General features: G+C 42.5%; 11 protein-coding genes. 1 reads left to right on the forward strand and 10 read right to left on the reverse strand.

The features are described 5' to 3' along the window. Positions 1-3 precede the first annotated feature (3 nt). The 4 genes from ACYVBM_RS00330 to ACYVBM_RS00345 all read right to left on the reverse strand — a co-directional run bounded on the left by ACYVBM_RS00330 (position 4) and on the right by ACYVBM_RS00345 (position 5,865). On the reverse strand, positions 4-2,520 hold the full coding sequence (locus ACYVBM_RS00330; protein ID WP_460683607.1) for a DNA gyrase/topoisomerase IV subunit A: 2,517 nt from the start codon (positions 2,518-2,520) through the stop codon (positions 4-6). A 45-nt stretch (positions 2,521-2,565) separates the two neighbouring features. Continuing rightward, a complete protein-coding gene (locus tag ACYVBM_RS00335) occupies positions 2,566-2,928 on the reverse strand; it encodes a DUF4260 domain-containing protein (protein ID WP_460683608.1) in 363 nt (120 codons plus the stop codon). Then, positions 2,928-3,782 (reverse strand): DUF1835 domain-containing protein, encoded by an 855-nt coding sequence (locus tag ACYVBM_RS00340; RefSeq protein ID WP_460683609.1) that lies wholly within the window; start codon positions 3,780-3,782, stop codon positions 2,928-2,930. Before ACYVBM_RS00340 ends, ACYVBM_RS00335 begins: the two co-directional genes overlap by 1 nt. Before the next feature lie 169 nt (positions 3,783-3,951). After that, a complete protein-coding gene (locus ACYVBM_RS00345; RefSeq protein WP_460683610.1) occupies positions 3,952-5,865 on the reverse strand; it encodes a DNA topoisomerase IV subunit B in 1,914 nt (637 codons plus the stop codon). Between the two features lie 494 nt (positions 5,866-6,359). Here ACYVBM_RS00345 and ACYVBM_RS00350 point away from each other — a divergent pair, with 494 nt between their 5' ends. Then, on the forward strand, positions 6,360-8,747 hold the full coding sequence (locus ACYVBM_RS00350; RefSeq protein ID WP_460683611.1) for a 3-hydroxyacyl-CoA dehydrogenase/enoyl-CoA hydratase family protein: 2,388 nt from the start codon (positions 6,360-6,362) through the stop codon (positions 8,745-8,747). Between the two features lie 141 nt (positions 8,748-8,888). On the opposite strand, the gene ACYVBM_RS00355 is transcribed toward ACYVBM_RS00350, so the two are convergent. From ACYVBM_RS00355 to ACYVBM_RS00380, 6 genes are all read right to left on the reverse strand, one after another. Beyond that, on the reverse strand, positions 8,889-10,928 hold the full coding sequence (locus tag ACYVBM_RS00355) for a hypothetical protein (protein WP_460683612.1): 2,040 nt from the start codon (positions 10,926-10,928) through the stop codon (positions 8,889-8,891). A gap of 61 nt (positions 10,929-10,989) precedes the next feature. Further along, on the reverse strand, positions 10,990-11,358 hold the full coding sequence (locus tag ACYVBM_RS00360; protein ID WP_460683613.1) for a DUF2304 domain-containing protein: 369 nt from the start codon (positions 11,356-11,358) through the stop codon (positions 10,990-10,992). A 7-nt stretch (positions 11,359-11,365) separates the two neighbouring features. Then, positions 11,366-12,076, reverse strand: a complete 711-nt coding sequence (locus tag ACYVBM_RS00365; RefSeq protein WP_460683614.1) for a glycosyltransferase family 2 protein — start codon at positions 12,074-12,076, stop codon at positions 11,366-11,368. A 322-nt stretch (positions 12,077-12,398) separates the two neighbouring features. Then, complete coding sequence (locus tag ACYVBM_RS00370; RefSeq protein WP_460683615.1) at positions 12,399-14,348, reverse strand: hypothetical protein; 1,950 nt, start codon at positions 14,346-14,348, stop codon at positions 12,399-12,401. Positions 14,349-14,521: 173 nt separating this feature from the next. After that, positions 14,522-15,298, reverse strand: coding sequence for a LytR/AlgR family response regulator transcription factor (locus ACYVBM_RS00375; protein ID WP_460683616.1), 777 nt, complete (start codon positions 15,296-15,298; stop codon positions 14,522-14,524). 187 nt (positions 15,299-15,485) lie between these two features. Beyond that, complete coding sequence (locus tag ACYVBM_RS00380; protein WP_460683617.1) at positions 15,486-16,427, reverse strand: NAD-dependent epimerase/dehydratase family protein; 942 nt, start codon at positions 16,425-16,427, stop codon at positions 15,486-15,488. Positions 16,428-16,935: the final 508 nt, after the last annotated feature.

A 16,935-nucleotide genomic window follows, 5' to 3' on the forward strand; every position in this document is an offset into this window, starting at 1 on the left:
TTTCTAAAACAGCTCCTGCTGAGGCGATGCGCTTTCTTTGGTTTCCAGCCATTCCATCGAGATGCTTTTATTATAATCGGTAAGCTTGGCCCCTACTGCTTTCCAGCCCATCACATCGGTTACTTTAGCCAGCTTGAATTTAGCGCTGCGCACCTGGTCACCCCGGCCACTATGCACCTGTAAAACCGGTTCTGCAGCAGTTGTAACACATTCCAGGTAATTACCATCACCTTCTTTTATAAATAAAAATTTATTCCGGAGTGTGGTGGTTTCTATTTTAAAGCGTTTTACATTATACTGCAATTTATCCATATCGGCATAAACCGCGGTAATGATGCTTTCGGGATCGTAACGTTCGATCAGCAACACTTTTTCGGGATCAAACTTTTGGGTCATTTCCTGGTCTGTTAACTCGTAATAACCATCACTATATATTACCAGTAACTGATCGGCAGGATCAAACATTCCGAGGTATAGCCCTTTCTCTTCCGTATTCAGGCGACCGAACTTATCGTCAAACCAAAGCTTTTTACCGCTTAAAGTAGCCCGACCTGCTTCCTTAAACTTAACTGACTTTATCGGATACTTGGTAACCTGGTTGCCCATACTGCTGCGGCCTTTAATAGCCAGCTCTTCAAAATAAAAGTCCAGCTCCTTAATACGCGCTGTACTGTTGGGGCTCAGCACAATTTTCACTACTTCAGCTTCGCCGTTAGGATTCACGGTAAAATAATGCACTTTGCTCTTCTCATCGCCTTTGGTAAGATCATAAACACGCTCTCTTGTAATGCCTGTTACATTAAATCTTTTCGCATAGCTCACACCGCTCTTACCATCTGCATAAATCATGTTGTAAGTAGTGCGTTCATCATTCTTCTGGAATACTGCAGCATGTATGATATCTTTTCCAACGAAGGTTTTATCAGCGATTTTGATCACTTTCATAATACCCCGCTTGGTAAAAACAATAATATCATCCAGGTCTGAACATTCAAACAACAGCTCGTCTTTCTTTAAACTCGTTCCAATAAATCCTCCTGATCTGTCCACATACAATTTAGTATTGGCGATAGTTACATGCTTGGCTTCAATAATCTCAAACTGTTTGATCTCTGTTTTCCTTTCACGTCCTTTTCCAAACTTCTTCAGCAGGTTCTCAAAATATGCCACGGCATACGCTACCAGGTTATCCAGGTCGTATTGTACCTGTTTGATATCTGCTTCCAGCCCCCTGATCTGTTCGATCAGCTCATCAATATCTAACCGGTAAATGCGGCGTACGGGTTTTTCTGTCAGCTTCAGGATGTCTTCACGCGTCACCTCCCGTTTCAGCTTTTTCTTGAACGGATCAAACGCTTTATCGATCGCTGCAATTACCTTTTCCCAGGTCTCATGCTTCTTTTCAAGCTCTTTATATATTTTTTCCTCAAAAAATATTTTTTCCAAAGAGGTATAATGCCATTTTTCGTTCAGTTCGCCCAGCTTTATCTCTAATTCCTTTTGCAATAAATCTTTTGTATGATCTGCTGAAATTCTTAACAGTTCATGCACGGTTAAGAATTTGGGCTTCATACCTACGATCACACAGGCATTAGGCGATATAGAAGTTTCGCAGGCTGTAAATTTATATAACGCATCAATCGTAATATCAGGAGATATGCCAGGCGCCAGGTCTACCTGCACTTCCACATCAGCTGCTGTATTGTCCGTAACCTTTTTGATTTTGATCTTACCCTGGTCGTTGGCCTTTACAATGGATTCAATCAACTGATCTGTGGTAACGCCATAAGGCACACTTTTAATCAGCAAAGTTTTCTTATCTGCCTCCTCAATATGTGCGCGCACTTTAACCTTTCCTCCTCTTTTCCCCTGGTTATAGTCCGCCACATCGATCATGCCGCCTGTCTGGAAATCGGGGAACAGTTCAAATTTCTTCCCTTTTAAATATTTTACAGAAGCGTCTATCAGCTCGCAAAAATTATGAGGTAATATTTTGGTTGAAAGTCCCACTGCAATACCCTCGGCGCCCTGTGCAAGCAACAGCGGGAATTTCATAGGCAGGGTGATCGGCTCATTTTTACGGCCATCATAGCTCAGTTGCCACTCTGTGGTTTTATTATTAAAGGCCACCTCTAATGCAAATTTGCTCAGCCGCGCTTCGATATAACGGGGAGCTGCAGCATCATCGCCGGTACGCACATCTCCCCAGTTGCCCTGTGTTTCGATCAGCAGATCTTTTTGCCCCAGGTTTACCAAAGCATCGCCAATGCTGGCATCACCGTGAGGGTGGTATTGCATACTTTGCCCGATGATGTTGGCCACTTTATTAAAACGGCCATCATCCATTTCCTTCATCGCATGTAAAATGCGGCGCTGTACCGGCTTTAATCCATCTTCAATAGCCGGAACCGCACGCTCCAGGATCACATATGAGGCATAGTCCAGGAACCATGTTTTAAACTGGCCCTGTATACCGGTTCCGTCATTATGCTCTATATTATCTACAATTTCTTCTTTCATTTTTATTCCGTTCGATTAACATATCACCGCTATGCGGCTATCTCTCTATTCCGAATTATTTTTTCCTATTATTCCCAGATGCGTAAATTCAAAACCTTTTTCATACTTTAACCCATAACCAAATATCCTGTCCAGAGATGAATGTCCAAACAATACTATTCCCACCTGTTGCAGCAGTTCGTTATCCCAATAAATTCCTGACACGAACACAATTATTGCTACGCCTTTGTGGTGAAACAGGTTATAAAAAAAGGCACCGGCTTTATTACTTATCATATAACCCACCATACTGATATCGGGCCCTAACAGTAATAGCAAGTACCAGAACCAGGAAGCATTGCTGTTCCACAGCAGGAAGATGCTTAATAAAACCATCACTGTTTCTTCCAGTTTTAGCAAAATTTTCATTACGATGTAGTTTCTGCACCAGCGGATGCTTCTGCTGTTGGCTTTAAAGCGCCGGCAAGCTTAATATCGAAAGATTTCCATTCCTTATTGACATCCCCTTCAGCAATAATCTTTCCCTCCCCGATCAGGGTTTTAATACGTCCCATTAAAAATACATCTCCTGTTTTTACCTTCATCCTGTGAAGCGTATTTTGTAATACCCGCGTGGCTTTTTGCCAATCGCCCGTGATATTTTTTAATATTTCAGCATCATAAAAATCAGCATCTTTACTGGTTATCTTTTTGCCCCCTTCTAAAATACGCACTGCTGCATTCTCATGCATCAGCCTGCTCCACTCATCAGGGTCTACCTCGAACTCACTTAAAGTAACAGGTCTTGCCAGTTTTTTTGCTTTCAGGAATTCAGATGGCTGGATCTCGCTCAGCCATGACGGATAGAATATCTGCCCTTTTTCATTAATAAAAGGCAGGTTGTTCATGTATAACACCATTACCCTTCCCTGAAATTCGCGCAGCTGTGGCATCAGCCAGTAATATCCGTAGACATCATGCTGGTTCTGCCCCATCCATATCCAGGCCGCTTCTTCCCCGTTTTCCCGTAACTGTTTTATCAGATGATGGACGGTTAACTTATCATCAACCAGATCTGCTTGTTCTTTATAAGGGGAGTTCTCCAGCAGTTGCTTCCACCAATCACGACGCTGCTGATAGCCTTCTGTTTCATAAATATGTTCAATGGGGCCTACTGCATAATCGTCTTTCACCAGGATGACCTCTCCCGAAAGGGTGTCATCCAGCTCCTGGACCTTTTGCATCAACCCTACTTCTGCTTCATTAAAAACTATATGTATCATTTGTAATTATAATAATTAACAATCAGCAATTAATTATATCTGCAACTCACTCTTTAATGAGTTAGTAATGGCTGTTCATATGTTATAATGCTTTACAACCATTAATCAAAACATTAGTAACAATCTTGTCCGAAATTTCAACATCACTAAATAACCTTAACCAATATCACTAATTACTAATCACTTCTTCCAGCTCCTCCTCTTTATCAATCTCTACCACCAGATTATTAATAATAAACTCCTGTCGTTCCATGGTATTTTTGCCCATATAGTATTCCAGTAATTGCTGAATATGATCTCCATGCTCCACTCTCATCAACGCCTTTCGCATATCAGACCCGATAAATTGTGCAAACTCATCCGGGCTTATTTCGCCCAAACCTTTAAAGCGCGTTACTTCGGGCTTTCCGGATAGTTTTTTGATGGCAGCCCTCTTCTCTGCTTCACTATAACAGTAAATAGTCTCTTTTTTATCGCGCACGCGGAACAGGGGTGTTTCCAGCACATATACTTTTTCCTGCTTTACCAGGTCAGGAAAAAACTGCAGGAAGAAGGTCATGATGAGCAAACGGATATGCATACCGTCCACATCCGCATCGGTTGCAATTACAATATTATTAAAACGCAGCCCTTCCATCCCTTCTTCTATATTCAGGGCATGCTGTAACAGGTTAAATTCTTCGTTTTCATACACTACTTTTTTTGTAAGCCCAAAACTATTCAATGGCTTACCACGCAGGCTAAATACGGCCTGTGTTTCCACGTTCCGGGCTTTGGTAATCGATCCGCTGGCGCTATCGCCTTCGGTAATAAAGATAGTAGTTTCGGCCTGTTTAGCTATAAACTCTTCTTTGTTTTTAGAAGGAGGTTCTTCGTTCAAATGAAAGCGGCAATCGCGCAGCTTTTTATTATGCAGGTTGGCTTTTTTAGCTCTTTCATTCGCCAGCTTTTTAATTCCCGCCAGGTCTTTTCTTTCACGTTCGCTTTGTTCAATCCGCTTCTTTAAAGCATCGGCAACAGCAGGATTCTTATGCAGGTAATTATCCAGCTCCCGCGAAAGAAAATCGCCTACAAACTGGCGCATGCTGGGGCCGTTTATGTCTACGTTCTGGGAGCCCAGCTTGGTCTTTGTCTGGCTTTCAAACACCGGCTCTACCACCCGTACACTAACGGCCGCAACAATGCCGGTTCTTATATCGGAAGTATCATAATCTTTCTTATAAAAATCCCGGACAGTTTTTACAAATGCTTCCCTGAATGCCTGCTGGTGCGTACCTCCCTGGGTAGTATGCTGCCCGTTCACAAAGCTATACAGCTCTTCACCATAGTCATTCCCATGCGTTATGGCTACCTCGATATCATTACCTTTTAAGTGAATAATAGGGTAGCGGATCTCATCCGGATTGGTCTTCCGCTCCAGCAGGTCCAGCAGGCCATTCCGGCTGATATAGGTTTTACCGTTGAAAATAATCTTTAGCCCTGCATTTAAAAAGCAATAGTTCCATATCAGGTTTTCCAAAAATTCATGATGAAACTTAAAGTTTTTAAAAATCGTGTCATCAGGAATAAACGTAACCGTGGTACCATTTGCTTCAGAAGTCTTTCCTTCCTTATGTTCCGTTACCAGGATACCACGTTCAAACTCTGCAACTTTTTCCCGCTGGTCACGTACCGAAGTCACTTTAAAATAGTTACTCAACGCATTCACCGCCTTGGTACCCACGCCATTTAACCCAACCGACTTCTGAAACGCCCTGCTGTCGTACTTTGCACCGGTATTGATCTTACTTACTACATCCACTACTTTGCCCAGCGGAATACCACGGCCATAATCGCGCACGGTAACTGTTTTTCCATCAATAGCAAGCTCTACGGTTTTTCCATAACCCATGGTATATTCATCAATACAGTTGTCCATCACTTCTTTCACCAGCACATAAATACCATCATCGGAGCTGCTGCCATCGCCCAGCTTACCAATATACATACCCGGCCTCAGGCGGATATGCTCTTTCCAATCAAGACTTTTAATACTGTCCTCGTCATAATTACTTCCGGGTGTAATAACTTTTTCCTTTGCCATGTATCCAATCCTTTTTCTATATATTATTCGGGGATACCAATTTTTAATTCCTGCATCTCCTTTATCGAAACACGCAAATATAATAAAACTCATCTCCTGTAAGCATTTGAGATTTATGCACAATTGTGAAGAAAGTAAAAAGAATAAATTTTATCCCTATCATGTTGATTTTAACCCAATGAGATCAACATAACAGCATTGTATTCTTCCGAAGTATCAATTAAGCAAATCCTGTGCTTTATAAAGCTTTCTTCAAAATACTTCTGCTATCAACACGCATATTTTTAGAAAAAATAAAAGTCTTTCACATTCAATAAGCGCCCACTGTTAAATTGCCTCCCATCAACCAGCCTCATTCAATGTTATTCATCAAAATGCTTATCTTCATAAAAGATAGTTGTTTAGCTAACTAAATCGGAACAATACAAACCCGGTCAGGCTGTTGAGTAGTATTTCGCAGACATTAAGAGTGCGGGTTGATAAATAAATGTAGCATGAAGCGTATCATTAAAAGAGTGGCTGTTTTAGGTAGCGGGGTGATGGGGTCCCGCATTGCCTGTCATTTTGCAGGTGCGGGAGTACCGGTATTGCTTTTAGATATAGCTGCCCCCAGCCCTTCGGAAGGGAAGCAAAAAACTTATGAGAAGAATAGAGTGGTAAACAATGCGCTGCAGGCCGCTTTGAAAAGCCATCCTTCCCCTGTTTATACGTCGGATGTGGTCAAAAAAATCACTACCGGCAATTTTGATGACCATATGAAAGATATTGCCGGTTGCGACTGGGTCATTGAAGTGGTAACAGAACGTTTAGATATTAAAAAGCAGGTATTTGATAAAGTAGAACAGTTCCGAAAACCAGGAACGCTGGTTACTACCAACACCTCGGGCATACCCATTCATTTGATGACTGAAGGCAGAAGCGATGATTTTAATAAGCATTTTTGCGGAACCCACTTCTTTAATCCGCCCCGGTACCTGCGCTTGCTGGAAATTATTCCCGCACCCCAAACCGACCCACAGGTAGTTCAGTTTTTAATGGAGTACGGCGATGTGATACTGGGAAAAACCACGGTGCTTTGTAAAGATACCCCTGCGTTTATTGGTAACCGTATCGGGGTGTATAGCATCATGTCTGTTTTTTCTTTAATGGATCAGTTAGAGCTTACTATTGATGATGTAGAGGCATTGACCGGCCCGGTCATCGGCAGGCCCAGGTCTGCTACTTTCAGAACAGCGGATGTAGTAGGAATCGATACCCTGGTAAAAGTAGCCAATGGGGTGTATGATAATTGCCCGGCCGACGAAGCCAAAGCTGTTTTTAAAATACCCGGCTGGCTGGATAGAATGATTAACAACCGATGGCTGGGAGATAAAACAGGTCAGGGTTTCTTTAAGAAAATTTCTGCCGCCTCTATAGGAGAAGCCCCAGAAATATTAACCCTAAACTTAAAAACCTTTGAATACGAGCCCCGCGTAAAACCAAAATTTGCTTCGGTTGATGCAGCAAAGCCGGTAGAGGACCGCTCCGCAAGAATTAAACTGCTGATGCAATCGCAGGATAAAGCAGGCGCCTTTTTCAGGCATTTTCATTATGGGCTATTCTCTTATGTCAGCCATCGCATCCCTGAAATAAGCGAGGAGTTGTATCGTTTAGATGATGCGATGAAAGCCGGCTTCGGGTGGGAAACTGGCGCTTTTGAGACCTGGGATATATTGGGAGTAGTTAACACCGTAGAAGCCATGAAGGAAGATGGATACAGCGTAGCGCCCTGGGTAGAAGAAATGATAACCGCAGGAAATCAAAGTTTTTATCATCCGGATAACGGTAAAAAGCTATTTTATGATATAGCATCAAAAAGCTACCTGCCGGTTCCGGGAGATAACGCTTTTATCATACTTAAAAATTACAGCCACAGGCTGGTTTGGAAAAACAGCTGCTGCAGGTTGTATGATACAGGCGATGATGTGCTGGCGCTGCAATGGGATACCAAGATGGGCACTATTGGCGGGGATGTGCTAAGCGGCATACAAACTTCTATTGAAAAAGCAGAGAAGGATTTTAAAGGGTTGGTAATTGCCAATGACGGAGCTAATTTTTCTGCTGGCGCAAACATCGGAATGATCTTTATGCTGGCGGTAGAGCAGGAGTATGACGAGCTGGACTTAGCGATCCGTACTTTTCAGAATACCATGATGCGCGTGCGTTACTCCGGTATACCAGTAGTAGTAGCACCACATAGGCTGGTATTAGGTGGCGGCTGCGAATTGACCCTGCATGCTGACAAAATTTGCGCTGCTGCAGAAACCTATACAGGGCTTGTTGAACTTGGAGTAGGCGTAATACCGGGTGGTGGCGGCACGAAAGAATTTATTTTGCGTGCCAATGATGAAGTGCAGCTGGGAGAACCGGAAAATATCCCTTTACAAAACCGCTTTTTAACCATTGCCACTGCAAAGGTGGCTACCTCAGCTTATGAAGCATTTAGCATGGGCATTTACAGGACAGGGCTTGATGAAGTAATAATGAACCCGGACAGGCGTATTGCAGAAGCCAAACGCAGCGTGATCGATATATACAACAGCGGTTATGTAATGCCTGTGCCACGCAGCGATATTAAAGTGCCCGGACGCAGCGTTCTGGGCGCTTTGTTCGCAGGTATACATGCCAGGGAGCAAGGAGGCTATGCTACAGCACATGATGCCAAAGTAGCCCGCAAGCTTGCTTATGTAATGTGCGGCGGAGATCTTAGCGAACCTACGCGTGTAAGCGAGCAATACCTGCTGGACCTCGAACGCGAAGCTTTTCTTTCTCTATGTGGTGAAAGGAAAACGCTGGAAAGATTACAAAGCGTGATTAAAACAGGAAAACCCGTAAGAAATTAGGAATTGGTTCATAACTCATAACCGACCTAAAGCTGATGGGATAAAAACAACCCAAAGCCTGCAAGCAAAAATATTAATTACCTGTACCGTCTGATAGGAGAAAGAGAACAAAAATTACCAGGCTTTATAGCAATGCTACAGCTATTCCTGTTCCTGCTTGAGTGCCCATTGCAGGTTGGCTGCCGCGTTTGGTTGCTGAGGATTTAATTCCAGAGCCTTTGTACAGGCTTCTTTTGCCTTATCCCACTCTTTCAGCATATTATAAGCCGCACAAATATTATTGTAAGCATCAGCATAATCCGGTTGTAAGGCCAGGGCATTTTTACAGGCAGCAATACAATCTTCATACAGCCCTGCATTATACATTACAAGACTTAAATTCAGATAGTCTTCTGCTGTTTTCAATCCTATCGGGCTCACAGATACAGCCTGCTCTTTTTTATCGGCGGCTTTCAGAAAAGCAATGGCGCTGGAATCCCCGGGGCTAATATCAAGTGTATGAGCAGCGGTTTTCTTCAGATCGTCCCAAAGCGCTAAACCCTGGTAGGCTGCCATAGCAGCATTAAGCGCCATCATGTTCTTTTCATTTAAAGCAAGTGCTTTTTCTGCTATTAATTTAGTCTCAGCCCATTTTCCCTTGCTGGCCAGGTAACGCGCATAATAAGTGTAGGAGTTATAATCATTAGGCGCCCAGCTTATTGCTTTTTCAAAATTTTCAACAGCCTCCCTGTCCCGTTTCAAACCTGCATTTGCAATACCCATATTAATAGCAAGAAAACTATAATTATTAAGTAAAGTCTCTGCTTTTTCAAAAATCTGCAGAGCAGAAAGATAATCACCCCTGCTCATTAATGCCAGACCGTAATTCATCCACCCCCTCCCGTTTTCAGGACTTTTCTCTGTAACGTCTTTCCACAACGATTCCTCGGTATGCCAAACCTTATTGCGTTGGTATACGCCATAAGCATGCAAGCAAAGTACCATCCATGCTGCTGTAATCAATCCTTTTTTATACCATCCTCCCGCTAAAACCGCTCTTTCGTTCTTCACTATCAACAGGCCAATGGTATATACCACCGCCAGCGATAGGCCTGTAAAAGCGAAATACATCCTGTGGTCGTTCATCACCTCGGCAAAGGGCAGTAAGGATGTGGGCAATAAAGAAGCGGCAAACCATATCAGGCCCAAAGCCACAGGCCGGGTTTCTGCGTTTTTAGATGTTTTAATGATAGTAATCAGTAATAAAACCACAAAAGATATTCCGGCAATGATACGCCAGTCTGATATCCGGGTTATTACAGAAAGGTCTGTATCTGCGCTTAAATGCAGCGGAAGAAAGAATGCTGTAAAATACCGGAGCCATACGTAAGTTTGCGTAAGCCAGTAATAAACCACAGGATTGGTTAAACCGGCATCTTTGGTTTCTGTATTTACACGTGTTAATGTGTAAAACTGAACCACGGCAACAGCAATAAGTAATGGCATCAATACCCCTATTACCCTGATCACCCTATTCAGGTTTTTGGGTTTAACTATTTGTGCGATGGACAGGTTTTTCTCGAAAAACAGGATATAGAAAAACAAAATAATCAGCAGTACCGGTACTGTTTCTTTGGCCAATACTCCTGTTACTGCTGCCAGGATATAAAACCCCCATTTTCTCTTTTGAGGGAATTGTACATACAGGAAAAGCGAGAGCACAATAAAAAAGGTGGAAAGCACATCCGACCTGGAAATAATATAATTAACCGTTTCAGCAACAGCCGTGTGCAGGCTGAAGAGCGCCGCGGCCGCCAATGCAATAAGATCTGCCCATCGATGTTTTAGGACGTTGCCGGTAATTTTCCGGTAAACAAAAAACAGCAGGATACATAATCCAATATGCCATAAGAAAGTAGATAACTGGAAAAAAAAGGGATACAGTCCTCCGCCCAACCAGTAATCGATAGCAAGTGTGGTGGTAACCAGAGGACGTAAATGATGATGTTGCGGGTTAGCGCTGAACATCGTGGGGTCAGAAAAAAAATCCGGAATATTTTTTATATGTCTGATAGCCATATTTTCCTGGATGGTATGGCTGTCATCAAAATGAAAAGTGTTATTAAAATGATTGGCGTACGCCAGTACCAGGAGGAGCAGGCAGGTTATGATTTCTGTACGCAAATGTTTTATTGAGGCCATACTGTATTATATTTCGGATAAATCGGATATTGTACCTGAAGCAAAATAGAAAGAAAGCATTTTACTGCTCAGCAATTTCTGTTTTCTCTGCATTATCTTTTTCTATAGACTCTTTCATTATAGCAATTTCCTGAGTGAGACGGGTAATATGCTTTTGGAGCCTGGAATTAGCCAGTGAAAGATGCAGCAGGTAAATCAAAACGATAAAAATCAAAACAGAAAAAACCAGATTCGGCGCCATATAAACGCCTAACGAGTGGGCAATTACTTCTATTCCATTGTCCCAAATAGAAAAAACAAGCAAAAGGCCGGCACATACCCACCATATGATAGCATATTCCTCCCTTAATCTTCCCCTGATGATAAGCCGGGAGGTATAAATAAGAAATAAGAAATTAATTACGATGGCTATAATTTGTATCCGTGTCATGCTTGTTTCAGATTTTTCTGATATACGAAAGAAACATACTCAATGTTACTTTTACCATATAATATACAGATGAAAATTTACCAATGGAAGATACTCCCCCCTGGCGCTCCCGCATTATTACCGGCACTTCTTTAATCTGTAACCCCGCCCTGGAAAAAAAGACCAGGGCTTCAGGTTCGGGATAATCATCCGGGTAGTATACTGCTGCCAGGGCAATAGCCTTTTTACCCAAAAGCCTGAATCCAGAAGTGCTGTCATATATGTTTTTACCGCTCAGCAGCCGGTTCAGCCAATGAAAATAACGTATCCCCAATCTTCTCCAAAAGGATGTTTGAAACCCTTCGCCATTTAAAAATCTTGAACCAATCACCACATCGGCATCTGTATTCACAACAGCCTGCAGCAATATATTCACCTGTGAGGGAGGATGCTGGCCATCTCCGTCCATTTGCAGGACATAATCAAACCCATTCCTTTCGGCATATTTAATACCGGCCTGTACGGCACCACCAATACCCAGATTGTTGATCAGGCTCAACACCTTTACGCCACACTGCCTGGCAACACGTTCGGTATGATCTCTTGAGCAATCATTCACAACCAATGGCACCAGTTCAAACCCCGGCAAAGGAGTAACCAACCTCAGCTCATCCAGCAACCTTGGCAAAGCAGCTTCCTCGTTATAGGAAGGAATAACAATTAAGAGCCTTTTGCACATAAACGTAAACAAAAATAAGCCAATGAGTATTAAAAATGCTTTGGAAGGCTTAACATTTTTGAAAACCGCAATACGTAATTGCAGATCATACCGTTACTGTAACACATTAAAAGTCTGCCCTTTACAGTTCCTCTTCCACGGGTCTGTACGGCTACCTGCCAGCGCGTGTATAACGCTGACTCTACGCCCTGTACACGTCATCCATCACGAGTCTCCGCTATGATAAATTTTAGCCGGATAATCAATAAGTATATAACACAAAAGTGGGCTGTAATGTACAGCCCACTTTTTAAAGCATCAGTTTATTAAAAACTTTCTGCTATTATTTTAATGTTTCAGCAAATTGTGCTAAAGCATCAGGATTGTTAACATTGATGCCTTTTGCAGCAGCAGCCTTAACAACATCACCAGGGATAGCAAATACCTGTAACTGTACTAACGGTAAGCCAGCAAAGTCAGCAGCAGGACGTCCATCTGCATATTTGGTCATGTTAATAGAACCTAAACCAGTAATAGGCCTGTTAGATGTTAAAGAACCAGGAGCTTTGTAATAGATATCAGCAATAGTGTTATCGCTCCAGTAAGGTCTTGTCATATCTGTATAGTTGTAATTCCAGCCTGTAGCTAAAGTTCCTGCAGGGCTATTCAGACTCCGTCCTACAACATCGTAGTAACCGGTTCCGGTAATACCTACATTAGGATCTGTTCCGGTGTAAGCTACATTGTTCAAAGTAATAGGGCCAAATTTGAAGGCTGTAGGAGTGCTTGCAGAGTTTGTACCAGAGTTGATAGTCCAGTAGAACTTCATTTGACCGCTTCTGAACTGAGAAGCTGTTGGAGTAGCTGCAGTAACAACGTTGTTAGCGTACGGAGTGAATGTAAATCCTGTGTTACCTAAGTAAGTACCACCAACAGGGTGATTGTTAGTAGTAAACGGATTACCATTATAACCACCAACAGGGAAAGTAGTTGTATAGGCAGGTACATTACTAGTAGTGTATGCAGCGCTCGGACCATATGTTGCGCCACCTACAGTGTATTGATGCAGGTAAGTAGAAGTTAAATCTATCCAGCCAACTACACCGGTAGTTTCATAGTAAGGAGCTTTAGTACCAGGGTTTACATACCTGTATTTCAGGTACACTTTACCATCTTGCTTGTAAGATTCGATCTTGTTTCCTAAACCAGGAATTGTGTTCAGGTTGATGTTTGTTTCTGCTGTATAATTAGCTCTGTAACCATCTGCATCAGTACCGGTTTGAATATTAACATTCTTGGTACGATAGAAAGTCAGGTTCTGACCTAATGCTACTGTAGCAGGAACTGCTTTAGCATAAGTTAAATAACCAAATGCGGCACCATTATCAGCTGTTAAGCGATCGATGTCTTCTGCAGTCAAAGTAAATTCTGCAGTAGGATTGGTAAAGTTCTGAGTATAACGGAACTTAGCACCTACACGGAATATTGAAGCTGCATTACCACCTGTATTCAGCGGAGAAGGACCCCATGTACCAGGTAAGCCATTTTGAGGAATTACATCATAGATACCAGAACCAGGAACGGACTGGAAGATCATTTCCCTGTTATCGCCCCAACCAGGATACTGGTTGATACGGATCATATCATTTTCCAGCACTTTGTAAGAAGAGAAAATTTCAGGATTTCCCCAGCTAGATACCGCTACTTCAGATACTAATTTAGAATTGGGAACCAAAGTTACACTTTCCAAACCAGCAGTGATGTAGAAGGTTTTAGCTGCATAAGCAGAACCCAGAGGCATTTGGTTAGTACCCCAGCTGCCTGAAGTTTTAGGACCGTAGAAAATAGAGGTATTGGTATCAAAGTAAAAATCACCATCAGCACCAACGCCTGCTGCGGGAGCACCTGTACCACTAATGATCTTTGTGCCTGGCGTTCCAGCCACGCCTGTATCTCCTTTAGGACCAGTTACACCAGCAGCGCCGGTTGCGCCAGCTAAAACAACACCAGTTCCCCATCCTGAAGAGGTTTTAGGACCGTAAAGTGTTTTAGTGTCGGTAGCGAAGAAGAAATCTCCCTCATTACCTCCTGTAGGAGTACCTGTGCCTGAAAGAATTTTTGTGCCGTCTTTACCAGCTGTACCGGCAGTACCAGCGGTACCAGGTGCACCGGTATCGCCTTTAGGGCCTGTAGGACCCGCAGGACCAGCATCACCTGTGTCCCCTTTTTTACAAGATTCTACTCCCACGATCAGTGAGGCTAGAAAGAGAACGGATAAGAAGGATCGTCTCATAGTAATTAAGTTTTTTAATTGATTAATTATGTTTTTGTTAAAAAATGATGCCTACTCTAACTTGTCAAAATCTGCTTTTCGGCTTACGCAGGAATATATTTTGGGCAAGATTAGCATTTTATTTGACTTTAATTAACAAAAATGAAATAAAGTGCTTTTTAAAGGACGAAACATTATAAAATAACATTTTGTCCTTTTTCTTTTACCTTATTTGACACAATTTTATATAAACGGCTCATCGCTATTTTACTTAACGACTTGGAGATCTCGTGGCCGTTATCCAGCCTCAGCCGGCACTCCTTATTGTATTTGTCGCCCCCCAGGTATACTATTTTAGACAGGTTTATGATGGAGCTTTTATCAATGCGCATCAATTCTTTAACGAGCAGCCGCTGGTCAATGCTGCTGATACTTTCATTTACGGTACGATGGCTGCCGTCTTTTACAGTAATGGTACAAATGTTGCGGTTCGATTCAATAAAAAGAATATCCTGCTGGTTCAGGTAAAGTAACGAGCGGTTGGCTTTTAAAGTAATAAAGTGGCCGTCCGTTCTCCCGTTATTATCACTGTCTATTAAACTGGTTACACGCTGAATGGCCCTGGCCAGGTTATCGGTATTTAAAGGTTTCATTACCAGGCCCGAAATACCCATCTCTACAATACGCTGAATACCCTCCAGGTGATTGGCCGCCGCTAATATAATCAGCTTGGGCCGGATGATATTCTGGTAGAAAAGTTTTTCCATCACATCCAGGTCATAACTATAGATCACTTTCAGATCAGCAATTAAAATATCAGGTTTATGTAAAAAAAAGGCCCCCACCGATTCTTCTACAGACGGGAAAAAGGGCAAAAAGTCCAGTTGCTTATCGCTTGCGCTCTCTGTTTTATACTTAACAAGATCCCAGGCAGCCCTGTTTTCTTCAATGATCTGAATTTTGGTTCCCATAGTTCTTTCGTTTGGCATAAGCGTTTAGTCAATCTTCTGCCAGCCTGCTCTTTAAAGGAAGAAAGCAATCCGGCATAATAAATTGTTAATATTAAACAAATATAGTACTAACCCGCCACTTACAGGACAAAACGTAAAATATCAGGGACTTAAAGCAGGAAGTGTGAGGGTCTTTAAGTATCCGGCCTTACACTAAGTTCCTGAGCATATCTTCCGTCATCATGTCCAGATCAAATACTGGTTTCCAGTTCCAATCCTTTCTGGCTACGGTATCGTCTATGCTTTGCGGCCAGCTATTGGCTATAGCCTGCCGGTAATCCGGCTGGTATTCGACCGTAAAATCCGGTATATGCTTTTGTATAGCGGCTGCAATTTCTTTTGGGGCAAAACTAAGGGCTGCAACGTTATAAGAAGTACGCACCGATATCTGATCCCGGGGCGCTTCCATCAGCTCTATGGTTGCCCTTATGGCATCCGGCATATACATCATAGGAAGATAGGTATCTGCAGCTAAAAAGCTGATATATTTTTTTTCCTCCAGCGCTTCCTTAAACATTTCTACTGCATAATCGGTAGTGCCTCCGCCGGGAGCGGATTTATAGGATATTAAACCGGGGTAGCGCATACTTCTCACATCTATCCCATATTTAAGATGGTAGTAATTGCACCAGAACTCGCCGGCATATTTGCTGATACCATATACTGTAGAAGGCTCAATAATGGTTTGCTGGGGGCAGTTCTGTTTAGGTGAGGTAGGCCCAAATACCGCTATTGAGGAAGGCCAGTACACTTTATGCAGATTTTCTTCGCGGGCAATATCCAAAACATTGAGTAGCCCCTGCATGTTTAAATGCCAGGCAAGGCCGGGGTTCTTCTCTCCCGTAGCAGAAAGTATGGCAGCCAGCAAATATACCTGTGTTATATTTTGCCGTATAACCTGCACATGCAGCATTTCCTTATTCATTACATCAATGCTGACATAAGGTCCGCTGCCTTTAAGCAATTCATTTTCCTCTCTCAGGTCAGATGCTATTACATGATTATTACCATATATCTTTCTCAGTGCCAGGGTAAGCTCTACTCCAATCTGTCCCGAAGAGCCTATAACTAGTATTTTGTCTTTTGCCATATAAAGATTTGTTTTACAAACATATCGAAAATATCAGGCGCGGGCCCCAACCTGTGCAATCGTTTTCACATTTAGGCATTACCACCTGTTCAATAAGCAATGTCGTGGTGAGGCAAAAATAACAGGAAAATTGAGTTATTTGCAATGACAAATAAGTACCGTCATTCCGGTTGGATCCTGCCCAAGCAGGTGGAAGGAGAAATTTCCTGGGGTTTAGAAGGTTTCTACCTACGGTCGAACAGCGACAATTAACCATATAATTTACAATCTATGATGATACTTGTCAGCACCTATAAAAACGTTTTTAAGTTCTTTGAAATGGCAAGTTTATAGAATCCTTGTAGAAACAGATACCTCATTTCTTTCTTTTCTACTTTTTTGTTTGCCTAAAAAAGTGGAGCAACCCTGCCTTGCCGGCAGGCAGGAAAGGGCAGCCGGAAATTGCCGCGGGCTATTGGTATTAGCTCATAGGCTATATGGAATAAGGGAATAAGAATTAGGAAGTAGT

This window comes from Niabella aquatica, assembly GCF_054779315.1.